This is a genomic window from Bacillus sp. FSL R9-9497 (assembly GCF_038005805.1).
GTDB classification, from domain to species: domain Bacteria; phylum Bacillota; class Bacilli; order Bacillales; family Bacillaceae_G; genus Bacillus_A; species Bacillus_A cereus.
The window spans coordinates 5,217,889-5,230,707 of sequence record NZ_JBBOTY010000001.1 but is presented as its reverse complement, the minus strand read 5'-3'; the positions used below and the strand labels follow the sequence as shown (position 1 = coordinate 5,230,707).

Below are 12,819 nucleotides of genomic sequence, written 5' to 3'. Positions count from 1 at the left end.
GGGGATGGAGCTCCTGACAGAGAGGCGTACTTTGCCTCGGAGGAAGGCGCGAAGCCACCGAGTATTCTAGCCGCTGGAACTGGACAATAAAGAAAAGCGGAGCCGACTGTTTAGTCCTGAAGGCTAAGGGTCTTTCCCACAGAAGATGCATTTTATCTTCTAGTGGGGAAGGTTCTTAGACAGAAGGGGCTAGGAGGCAGAGCTGGACATAAAGAAAAACGGAAGCGGACTTTCGTTTTTAAATAAAAGGCAATCACACGATGTTGTGATTGCCTTTTTATGTGGAGATAATAAAAAAATAAAATTTTATCAAACAAAAGAGGAATTTGCGTCGTCTTATATAAATGACAGGAGGCGTATGATGGAAGAAAAGATAGAAGAATTAATTGATATATATAAGAAGCAAATATATTCCTTATGCTATAAGTTAGCGAAAACGAAAGAAGATGCGGAAGATATTTTTCAAGAGACGTGGATAAAGGTTTTTTCATCAAGGCACCAACTTTCTTATGTGGATAATTATAAAAAGTGGATTACTACAATTTGCGTTCGTACATTTTATGACTTTTACCGCAAGAAGAAAAGATGGAAAGATCGCGTATTAGATTTATTTCATAAAGAAGATGGTGGAGAAGTAGAGTTTGTAGATGATGTGAATATATCAGAGGAAATCATTCAAAAGGTAGAAGCGGAAATGATATGGGAAGTTATACATTTATTAAATGAAAAATATAAAACGGTACTCGTACTCTATTACTATGAACAATATTCTTACAAGGAAATGAGTGAAATATTAAATATACCGATTGGTACGGTAAAGTATCGGCTTAATTATGGGAAAAAGAAAATGCGAGAACATTTGGAGGGGTTCGTTCATGAAGGAAGATAAATTTGAACAGAAAATAAAGAGCAGTTTAGCAGGAGAGATAATTCCAAGCGAAGAGCTAATCAATAACACGAAGCAGAGTGTGCGAAAGGCTCAGAAGTTAGAGAAGAGGTGGCTAATTAGTATTCATGCCATTTGGATTGTTTTGTTAACAATTGTTATAGAACAATTTATCACTCATTTGGATCATAAAATTCCTATGCTGATAGCAAGTGTGATTATGATGCACGTATACGTTCCGATATATGTTGTAATACAGTCATTTTTAAAGAAGGAGTATAAATTAGATGATAGAGTTCGCTAATCCATTTGTAGTATTTGAGATAGCTGGGATTACAATGTTTTTGGCTTTTATAGCACTTTTAATATGTGTTGCGTCATGGGTATATACAGATGCTAAAGCACATCAAATGAGCAAAGGATGGAGTATTTTAGCAGTTATATTGCCATTCTTTATTGGGTTTTTATTATATATGGTAAGAAGAAGTAAAAAGAAGGTTGAAGGAGAATGTAAGGTGAATTTTGTTAAAAAACAGAAAGTAACATTAGTTGCGATATTGGCAAGCACAATGTTTGTATTACTTAGTGGTTTTACTTTTGCACAAACGTTAGATGATGCGTGGAGAGCCGGAGATATATATTTAGCAAATGAGAGGCAAGGGAAAACAAGTTACAAGGCAAAATTCTCATCATGGGATATTGCCGGTAAGGATATTGAATTTCAGTATGAAAAGGATACAGAAGTGACATTTTCTTATGAGACAGATGCAAAACGAGGAAACTTATGTTTTAGTGTGTATGAAAGACAAGGAGAAGGTATAAAAGAGTTAAAGGAAATTTGTGAATCGAAAAAAGGTACTTTTACAGTTACTTTAAAAGCAAATGAAGAATATGTATTGAATATAAGCGGATTAAAAGTAAAAGATGGATTTGTAAAAGTGAATTGGGAAGAGAAATAAAAGGGTCCTATAAAGGACCTCTTTTCTATTGAATAGTATAAGTAACAGAAAAACTAACAGGACTATAGTAAACGTAAGGTGCATGAAATTGAACATACATATTGCCATCTGTTTTTGCAGTGAAAATTCGGCCGTAACCATCAGAATAACGTCCAATAAGGTTATGATTTGAGTCATAAACACTGTAACTAGGAGTTTTGCTGTTAGGATGAATTGTTAGTTCTTGTCCTTTTTGAAGGAAAATAGGTTCTTGTTCAGAACTACCTCCAGTTTGCAAAGAATAAAATTTTGTAAAGCTTTGTTCTTGAGCGGCAGCAGCGACTTTTGTTTCAGGAATAAACGCAGTAGCTCCAGTAATTCCTGCTAAAGTTAATGCACCTGCTAAAATCATTTTTTTCATAATAGAAAAAGCCTCCTTATTAGTTGTAATCAGTTTTGTTACAGTTAATATTGTATACGATAATGGGTAGGATAAAATATGCTTTTATGCATATATATTTTTTCTCAATAAAATACCACTGATAAAATCAGTGGTATTTTAAATGATTAAGCAGCTTTCTGTTCAGTTTGAGGAACAGGTTTTTGAAGCGAGTTATAAACTCCTGTTCCGATAACGTCTAATGCCATTCTCATTCGTTCAGGTGAAATGTTTTCTAATACGTTATCTTGAGGTGTATGGTATACCTTCTCAATATGATAGATTAATGGATTCCAACTATCGACACCCATCCAAATGAATAGAGCAGCAGGAATACCAGCTTCAGCAAATGGAACATGATCACTAGAACCGAATTTACCTTGTAGGATGAGGTTATTATTTAGTTGTTTACCTGCTTGCAAGGCAGCGTCTGTTACAAAGTTTGTAGAGCCATCAGGTGTCATAGCATATAAATTCTTTGCTTTATCATAATTTGTTGCAACCATGTCGGCGTTAAAGACACCTAAAATACGGTCGCGTTCTTTTTGGGATAGACTATTCACGTAATAATCCGAACCAAGTAATCCAGTTTCTTCAGAACCAAAGGTAATAAAGCGAATTTCTTTATCAGTTTCTACATTTTGAAAAGCACGAGCTAGTTCTAATACTAATCCAGTTCCAGAAGCATTATCATTTGCGCCAGGTGCTCCGACAACACTATCATAGTGCGAGCTTACAACGACTGCTTTTTCATTACCTGTACTCTTTTTTGGTTTCTTTTTGGCGATAACATTTAGAGATGTTAATTTAGATTCATGTCTCGCTTTTAGGGAAAGAATTGTTGTCCCTTTTTTAGCGATTTCTTCTTTAAATGCATTTCCTTGCGCATAAGCAAGACCAAAGACAGGGATAGATTGCTTTTTCGTTAGGCGGGGATTGAAGGTTTGTCCATAATTTCCGCGCCCGCCAATTAAACTGTATAAAAGAACACCTTTTGCACCTTTGCTAACAGCATTTTCAACTTGTTTATTATAGTCGGTAACTGTCGTTCCTCTTTCAAATAAAACAATTTTACCGTTTACTTCATTTGGAATATCTTCTAATTTTGTCCCACCTTCAACAAAGATAAGGGGAGCTGTAACAGCTTCTGTAGAAATTAGTGCATTAGGAGCAGCACCAGCTTGCCAATTACGTTTTGTTGATAGTGGTGATTCAATGAATCCAACGTATTGATCGGGCACCTGAAATGGTTGATATTCTACGTCATAGCCCATTGATTTAAGCTGCATACCAATGTAACGAGAAGCCCATTCTTCGGATTTTGTTCCACCGGGGCGAGGACCAATTGTTTCAGATAAGAAACGAACATGTTCAATCGCGCGGTTTGGATCAATCTGTTTTGTAATAGATGGAGTTTGTGTAACCTCTGACGTGGAATCCGCTTTTGCTTGCCCAATTGGAGCTAAGCTAACAGCAAGTGATACAGCAAGCAAAGAGCTTACTATTTTTTGTTTCAATGATTTTCTCATTTTTTCCTCTCCTATTCTTCTATTCTCTCTGACTGACAAAAGAAGACGGATAATGACTTTATTTTACCTTCACACCTTTTGTTTTTCAATATTCTGACATTGAGAAATAAAAAAACGATATATGCATATTTGCATATTTTTGAGGGAGATATGTATGCTATCATTTTAAACGAAGGTTCGCTTTCTACTCTGAAAGCTCCTACATTGCATGAATCTAGTGTACCCAAACTTTAGATTATGTAGAGGAATGGAACCACTGTAGGGTTTCATTTCTCATGTTTGAATCAGTTGATGGTAATTATGTTTCCGCATTTCATAATTATTATCAGTGATATATGTAAGGCATCCATATGAAAATAAGAGGCTGTTCAAAGGTTTTCCGTACTTTTGGGCAGCCTCACCCCGTTAAAAGGACGATACTTTATGTATCGTCCTTTTTGTATAAAAAAACATCCAATCAATTGAGAGATTGATTGGATGTGAAAAAATTATTAATAATTTTTTTTGCGTTTTGTAGCTAAAATACTTAATAATCCAGCTAGTAGAAGAACAATACCTACTGTTTGTGTAGGGTCTTCTTTATGACCTGTATTTGGAAGGTACTTATCCGTATTTCGATCATCTTGCTGTTTGTTATCTGTTTTATTCGATGTTTCTTCGGAAGTTCCGTTTTCGTGTTTCTCAGATATTTCATTGCTTTTATTTTCTTCTTTATTTGGAGGAGTAATTGGCTTGTCATCTCCACCTGAAGAAGATTCAATTTTTTTATTTGAAACTGTAATTTGTAGTGGCGTAGCTTGGGCTTTATCAATTGTAAAGTTTATTGGTGATGCATCTAATTGATAGCCTTTAGGAGCCTTTGTTTCTACTAATTGATAATTATCAGGTTTCAAATCATTTACGATTACTTTTCCGTGTTGATCTGTTTTTAAACCTTCTCGGATGACTTTTCCATCTTGGTCTAAAATATTGAAAATGGCACCTTCAAGTGTTCCGTGGTGATCAATATCAACTTTAGTTAACTCAATTGAACCTGTTGTTAAACTATTTAAGGCTGTAACAGAGGTAACCTGAGATTGTCCTTTCGTAATTGTGAAAGGAATTGGTTTAACGTTTAAATCATAGCCAGTTGGAGCTTTCGTTTCAATGAACTGATAATCTCCCGGACGTAAATCAGAAACTGAAATCTTCCCATCTTTATCAGTAGTTAAATCAGTGCGAACAATTTTACCTTTCGCATCGATGATGTTAAACACTGCATCGGAAAGTTTTGTATCTGGATTTATATCATCCACTTTTATTAATTCTACAGCACCCTCAGTTAAGCTATTTGTAGCAGTAACTTGGAGCTTTTCTTTTTGGCTTTTCTTAATTGTAAACTTAATAGGTGTACTATCTAATTTATAGTGTTCAGGAGCTTTCGTTTCAATAAACTGATAGTCCCCAGGACGTAAATCAGAAACAGAAATTTTTCCATGTACATCTGTTGTAAGTTCAGTGCGAATGTCGTTACCATTCATATCAGTAATTTTAAATATCGCATCTTTAAGAGCAGTACCATCTACATCATCTACTTTAGAAAGTTCCACAGTCCCTTTCGTTAAGCTATTTGTAGCTGTAACGGAGATAGGATCAGCTTGGCTCTTTGTGATTGTGAATGGAATTGGCTCTTTGTTTAAATCATAGTGTTTCGGAGCCGTTGTCTCGATGAATTGATAATCACCAGGACGTAGGTCAGAAACGCTAATTTTACCTTGTTGATTGGTAACAAGATCTTTGCGAATTACAGTGCCATTCATATCCACAATTTTAAATACTGCGCCTTCAAGAGTAGTGCCATCGACGTCATCCACTTTAGAAAGTTCTACGCCGCCTTTTGTTAAACTATTTTTCATAGTAACGGTAGCAATATCTTTTTGGCTTTTTTCAATTGTAAATATAATTGGTTTTTTGTCTAAATCATAGTGTTCAGGAGCCGTTATTTCAACGAATTGATACGTACCAGGACGTAAGTTTTCGATAACGATTTTACCTTCACTGTTTGTTTTTAAATCTGTTTTAAGTACTTTGCCATCTTGATCTAGTAAATTAAATACCGCATCGGCAAGTTTTGTTTGAGTGTTTAAATCATCAACTTTAAGTAATTCGATACTACCTTGTTTTAAGCTATTTGTAGCAGTTAAAGAAATAACTTTCTTCTGTCCTTTTTCAATAGTGAATTTGATTGGTGTTTCATCTAAAACGTAATGCTTAGGAGCTTTCGTTTCGATGAATTGGTAATCACCAGGACGTAGGTCGTTAATTTCGATTATTCCTTGTTCATTTGTAACAAGGTCTTTATGAACTACATCACCGTTCATATTAACAATTTTAAATACTGCATCTTTAAGAACAGTGCCATCAATATCGTCTACTTTAGAAAGTTTAACTGCACCCTTTGTTAAAGCATTTGTAGCAGTGATATGAAGAGTTTCAGTTTGGCTCTTTTTAATTGTAAATACGATAGGTTTTTTATCTAAATCGTAATGTTCAGGAGCAATTGTTTCAACGAATTGATACGTACCAGGACGTAGATTTTCAACAACAATTTTACCTTCAGCATTTGTTTTTAAGCCTTCTTCAACTAGCTCACCGTCTGCATCTAATAAATTAAATACGGCGTTAGAAAGTTTTGTATTTATATCAATATCGTCAATCTTTGTTAGTTCAACGCTACCTTTTTTCAAAGCATTTTTGCCTGTAACATTGATCTCTTTCGCTTGACTTCTTTCAATTGTAAATGGAATCGTTGTTTCATCTAATACATAGTGCTCAGGAGCTTTTGTTTCAATGAACTGATAGTCTCCAGGGTGTAAATCAGAAACAGAAATTTTTCCGTTTTTATCAGTAACAAGATTCGTATGAACTTCCTTACCATTCATATCAACAATCTTAAAGATTGCACCTTCGAGCATCGTACGATCGATGTCATCAATTTTTGTTAATGTTACTGCACCTTTCTTTAAACTGTTAGTAGCGGTAACAGTAATATTCTCTTTTTGACTTTTTTCGATAGTGAACGGAATAGGATCTTTGCTTAAGGTATAGTCTTTTGGAGCTTTTACTTCAATAAATTGATAGTCTCCAGGACGTAAATCAGAAGCAGTAATTTTACCGTTTTTATCAGTCGTTAAACCTTTTCTAATTACCTTTTTAGTATCATGAGCGTCAACGATTATAAATTCTGCACCTTCAAGAGTAGTGCCATCAACATCATCAACTTTTGTTAAAGTGACGCCACCTGTAAGTAAACTATTTTTTACAGTAACAGGGATAGGAAGATCTTCCTTACTACCTTTTTTAATTGTGAACTTAATAGGTGTTTTGTCTAATTTATAATGTTCAGGGGCTTTTGTTTCGATAAATTGATAATCCCCTGGTGCTAAATCAGGAATAACTAATACTCCGTGATCATCTGTTGTTAAATCTTTCATAATTTCTTTGCCAGTTGCGTCTTGCAATGTGAATACAGCGCCGGCAAGAGCTTTACTACTTTCCACATCATCTTCTTTAATAAGTTTAACTTTTCCTTTCGTTAAACTATTTTTAAATGTAAGTGGAAGGAGTTTTTGTTGTCCTTTTTCGATTGTAAATTCAATTGGTTCTACATTTACATCGTAATAAGTTGGAGCCTTTGTTTCGATAAGTTTATAGTTACCAGGACGTAAGTCATCTACAACTAGCATTCCGTTACTATTCGTAACAAGGTCCGTACGAACATCTTCATTAGTATCTCTATTAACGATTTTAAATACTGCACCTTCAAGTGTTTCCTTTTCATCTGCAGCATTCACTTTTGTTAACTCAATACCGCCTTTTGTTAAGCTGTTTTTAGCGGTAACAGTAGCCTGAGTTGTTTGACTTTCTGTAATCGTAAATTTAATTGGTTTTGTATTTTTGTCGTAATACTTCGGTGCTGTTACTTCGATAAATTGATAATCGCCAGGGCGTAAGCCAGTAGCGATAGCTTTACCATCCGCACCAGTTTTTATATTTTCGCGAATGACTTTCTTTTCATCATTTGCATCAACAATTTTAAATACAGCACCTTCAAGAGCTGTACCATCGACATCATCAACTTTTGTTAATTCAACATCTCCTGGTTTTAAAGCATTTTCAGCTTTCACAAGTAGAGTTTCTTTCTGACTTCTATCGATTGTAAATTCAATAGGTTCTGCTCGTAAAACGTAATGTTCAGGAGCAGCTATTTCAATGAATTTATACGTACCAGGACGTAGGTTACTAACTTTAACTTTACCGTGTTTATCAGTAGTTAAGTTAGTGTGAGGGGAAACGTCATTATTATTTGTATCGACAAGCTTGAATACTGCACCTTCAAGTGGTTTTTTCTCACCAAACTCATCAACTTTTAATAATTCAACTTCGCCCGTTTTTAAGCTGTTATTTGCCGTAACAGTAGCAAGAGCTTGTTGGCTTTTATCAATTGTAAACTCGATAGGGTTTGTACTTAACGTATAATCCTTAGGAGCTTCTGTTTCGATAAATTTATAAACACCAGGCTCTAGATCTTTAACGGTAACTTTTCCATCTGAACCTGTTTTTATATTTTCACGAATTACTTGTTTCTCGTCATTCGCATCGACAATTTTAAATACAGCACCTTCAAGGGCAGTGCCATCGACATCATCGACTTTCGTTAAAGTGACACCACCTTTAATGAGGTGATTTGTCGCGGTAACAGTAAGTGCTTTCTGTTGGCTTTTATCAATTGTAAATTTAAGCGGTTTTTTATCTATTTCATAATATTCAGGTGCTTTCTCTTCAACAAATTGGTACTCTCCAGGAAGTAAATTTTTCGCTTCGATTTGTCCGTTACCATTTGTCGTTAATTTGGTATAACCAGGAATTCTTTTGTTATTTTGGTCCCGTACACTAAATACAGCACCTTCTAAAGTATTACCCTCTTTATCAACTTTTGTTAGGATAGCTGAGCCTCTAATTAAGCTGTTTTGGGCCGTTTTATTAATTACTGTTGTTTGATCTTCCTCGATTGTAAATTCAATAAGTCGATCATCTAATTGATAATGCTCAGGAGCCTTTATTTCTTTTAAATAGTAAGTTCCTGGTTTTAAATTATCTACAGTAATTTGTCCTTTATCATTTGTTGTTAATTTTTCGTGTTCTGAAATTATTTTTTTGTCTTTATCAAGTAGTGTGAAAACGGCACCTTGCAGTGTGACGTTTTTATTCAGGTCATCAGACTTTGTTAAAACTACTTTACCGACAAACTTCTTATTTGCAAGTTTATATGTTGTAGTCTCTTGTGTACCAAGTTCAACAATTTTCCCTTGTTTTAAATCCCAGCTAATTACATAGCCTTCAGGAGCCTTTGTTTCTTTTAATAAATATTTATCGCGTTTCAAATTATTAAATTTAGCGATACCGTCTTTGTCTGTTGTAATTTTACGGATAACAGTTTTACCTGTACGATCGTATAAAGTAAATTCTGCCCCAGCTAATAGTGCGTTCTTATTGTCGTTATCTACCTTTATAATTTCAAGGTTTCCACGGCCTTTAGTAGCAGATCCTCCGCCTGAACCAGAAGACATTCTCACTTCAATCGTTTCAGTAGTTTCTGTGTTTTTAACTGTCAACTTATTGCCTGTGATTTTCGCTTTATTACTTACTTTTTCTTTATCATCTGCATTAATAAGTGAGCGATATTCTAAAATATAAGCTCGATCAATTTTTTTCAAGAAGGCAATTTCGAAATGTTGCTTTCCGGTATTATTGTCTGTTGTTATTTTGAGTTTATAGTCTGTTCCTTCTTTTAATTCGTTTACTGTATCTTTTGTTAAATTTCCATATGGATCAACAGTTGTAGGATATAAGTGGAATGAATCTTCCACAATTACCTGATTTTCGGTTGGATCATCTGTTACAACGGCATCTGCAATGGTTGATTGGCTTTCGTTAATTGCGATACTCCAATTAATATAGTTGTCGTCTTGCACAGCTTTTTTAGTAACGAAGCTGCCACCTTTATTTACTTGAGTGTCACCTGTAAGGGTGTTTACAATTTTAGAGCCATCTTTTAAATCTGCCTCGTTTTTGTAGGTGCCTTGGATAAGTTCACCATCAAGGCTTGTTTTAAAGATAATATAGTAAGGCGAATTAATTGATTGTTTGAAATGAACCTTTAGGGTGTTTTTATTTTCCTCTGTAGGTTCTTCAAGTTCATATTTCTCAGTTGGTACAGCATTACCAGGTTGTGCATTATCAGGATTTCCATTTAAAATCATATCGCGCACTTCAATGGATCCAGGCACTAACTTTTGTTTATCTTGTATGACGTCTATAACATAAGGATCTTTAATCTCGACATTATTATAGTTAAAGCCTATTATCCAAGTAATTTCCTTCGTTTGGGCGTTATAAGAACCGTATTTATAACCATTTGCCTTTGTGAAAGTATCAGGATCGAAATTAGCTTCAACTTTATTTGATTGTGGATTAGAATCCGTATCTATCCAAGAAAGGTTACCTGTATTTTTAAATGAAGTTTTACCACTTTCTAGCTTTGTATAATCAAAGTCTGTCGTATATTTTACGACTAATGTCTTTGTCATATTAGACTGATACGTACCTATAAGAGTGATTTTGAAGCCTTTATCTGTTACATCTAAAACATAGTCAGTCCCAGCTTGAAGGGTATAATTTCCGTCTTTAATTTCTAGTTTCTTATCTTTTAATTGTAATCCACCATGATCAAAGGTGTCCGTAATAATCGCGTTGTTTAATGGATAGTTGTTATTATTTACTATAATTGTCCAAGTTGTTGTTTTGTCTTTATAATTTGTTTCAGCTTTATTATTAGATTTAATAATATTTTGCTGCTTGAAGCTAGCTTCATTTTCTTTACTTGAATCATTATCAGCTGTAACTTTATTTTTTACTTTTCCATCTTCTATAACTTTATTAGTTGGCTTGGTTTTATAGGTAATCACATAAGCACTATTAATATCATCATTAAACTGTAAATCGAATCCATTCTTCTTGTTACTTACAGTGTAATTATTAACAGCGTCTCCTGTTACAAGCGTTCCTTTTTCATTATATGAAGCGTTTTTTACAACAATAGAATTTGCATCTAGTTCGTGTGTATCGTCAAAAATATCTTTTAAAATCGCATCTGCTTTTTTGATCTCTCTTTGATCACCATTGTAAGTAATTGTCCACTCAATTGTTTGCGTCTTTGGATCATATTTACTTGTTTTATTTAAGTGTGTACCACGAGAAACCGTTACAGTAGAGCCTGCGTTTTGTTGCTTTTGATTATCACTCGTTATCGTAACGTTATTTCGGAAACTTTTAATATTTTCATCAGTAACTTTTGTGGCATATTCGATTTGATATGCTTTATTGATAGAATCTTTGAAAGCAATCTCCAATTTTGAACCATCTGATGAAATAATATTGTAATCTGTTGGCTCAGCTTCTGCACCACGCGTTACATTCCCATTAACATCAACTTCTAAATAATAAACTTTAATAGAATCTTTATTTAAGTTTGTACCTTGTGGAATGTTATCTTTAAAAATAGCGTTTTTAAGGGTGTCTTGCGTTTTGTTCATCTCTACTTTCCAATTAATTTCATTTGTATTAATTGGTCTATCAGGTAATCCTTTTTTATTCGTAGCTGTTTGTACATTAGGCTTAAAGTCAACTGTAATAGAAACATCCTTATCTTTAATCGGGAAAGGAATTTCTTGTGTTGTTGTACCTTTAATTTCAGCTTTATTAAATTCTGTCTTTAATTGTAGGTTACCAGCAACATCTGGATGCTCTTCAACATAATCGTTGAATGTCATCGTGACTTTTCCATCTTTTGTAACAGTAAAATTACCAATTTGATGGTTTTCACTATCATATAAAGGACTGTTAATTGTATTGTAAATCTTAAAATGTTTAGGAAGATCAAAAATATAGTAATCTCCATTTTTCACATTCATTGATTTTAAAAGTTCCCATGTAAACTCAATATTGGCAGGGGAATCTGTACTTGGACGGTTATCCTCTGTAAATGGTTTTCCGTCTTTATCCGTCAACTTTACACCGGTTAAAATGTTTGTTGTTATTTGCTTTGGACCTGAATTTGTATTCTCAGCAGGGCCGCTTGATAGCTTTTGTTCTGGATTGTCAGTAGCAATTTTAGCTGCTGGGTTTTGTTCCAGATTATCAGTGGCAGTTTTAGCTGCTGGGTTTTGTTCCGGATTATCAGTGGCAGTTTTAGCTGCTGGGTTTTGTTTCGGATTATCGGTAACAGTTTTAGTTGCTGGGTTTTGTTTCGGATTATCGGTAACAGTTTTAGTTGCTGGATCTTGCTCCGGATTGTCAGTAACAGGTTTAGCTACTGGATCTTGCGCTTGTTTATTAGTATCCTGTTTGGTGCCATCTTCTTTAGAGTTTTCTACTTGAACAGGAACTGATATAGGCTGAACCATTGTTCCTAAAGGAAAAGCGATTTGAACTGATTTTTCCCCAGTTTTTAAAGTTGAGTTAAACACGGTATCAACTTTAATTTTTCCTTTAGCGTCTTTCAAATTTTCTACTTGATCATTAAATATTAATTTTAATTTATTATCTTTAGCTGTTATAAAATATTGACCAATATTTTTTTGATCTGTTACTAAATCCCCTTGCAAATCTTTAGATACTTTTAATGCAAGTGGTATTTGAACTACTGCTGTATCATTTGCGTGTGCAACTTGTTGATCCTTTATTGACCAAGCGTATTCTACTTGAATGGTTGATCCTATCTTTATTAAATTGTTAGGATTTTTTGCTTCGTCAATAATATGATTCGTCGCATCTTTCATTTCAACAGTGTCAAATAAGGAATCTCCTGTTAAGGTTTCCGCTCTTACTTGATTGTATGGAAAACTAGCAAGTTGCGAAAATAGTACGAATACAATTAAACATACATTAAAAAGTTTTTTCATTTTTCCTCCTCTGAACATTCATTTG

The 12,819-nt window shown here is 34.2% G+C and carries 6 protein-coding genes; 3 read left to right on the top strand and 3 right to left on the bottom strand.

Features of this window, described 5'->3' with window-relative positions; genetic code table 11:
- Nucleotides 1–361 precede the first annotated feature (361 nt).
- Genes MKY21_RS27025 through MKY21_RS27015 form a run of 3 tightly spaced genes read left to right on the top strand, consistent with a single transcriptional unit; the run spans nt 362 to nt 1,845 of the window.
- On the top strand, nt 362–889 hold the full coding sequence (locus MKY21_RS27025; protein WP_000391477.1) for an RNA polymerase sigma factor: 528 nt from the start codon (nt 362–364) through the stop codon (nt 887–889).
- Complete coding sequence (locus MKY21_RS27020) at nt 876–1,190, top strand: hypothetical protein (RefSeq protein WP_000656689.1); 315 nt, start codon at nt 876–878, stop codon at nt 1,188–1,190. Before MKY21_RS27025 ends, MKY21_RS27020 begins: the two co-directional genes overlap by 14 nt.
- Entirely contained in the window at nt 1,174–1,845 is a 672-nt protein-coding gene (locus MKY21_RS27015) for a hypothetical protein (protein ID WP_000568890.1), read from the top strand. The genes MKY21_RS27020 and MKY21_RS27015 overlap by 17 nt, the downstream gene beginning before the upstream one ends.
- A gap of 25 nt (nt 1,846–1,870) precedes the next feature.
- Here the strand turns inward: MKY21_RS27015 and MKY21_RS27010 are convergent, their stop codons facing one another.
- From MKY21_RS27010 to MKY21_RS27000, 3 genes are all read right to left on the bottom strand, one after another.
- On the bottom strand, nt 1,871–2,245 hold the full coding sequence (locus MKY21_RS27010) for a hypothetical protein (RefSeq protein ID WP_000738221.1): 375 nt from the start codon (nt 2,243–2,245) through the stop codon (nt 1,871–1,873).
- Between the two features lie 146 nt (nt 2,246–2,391).
- Nucleotides 2,392–3,792: a M28 family metallopeptidase gene (locus MKY21_RS27005; RefSeq protein ID WP_001232213.1), complete on the bottom strand. Its 1,401-nt coding sequence runs from the start codon at nt 3,790–3,792 to the stop codon at nt 2,392–2,394.
- A 491-nt stretch (nt 3,793–4,283) separates the two neighbouring features.
- The gene (locus tag MKY21_RS27000; RefSeq protein ID WP_341077821.1) at nt 4,284–12,794 is read right to left on the bottom strand and encodes a SpaA isopeptide-forming pilin-related protein; all 8,511 of its coding nucleotides are present in this window, start codon (nt 12,792–12,794) and stop codon (nt 4,284–4,286) included.
- Nucleotides 12,795–12,819: the final 25 nt, after the last annotated feature.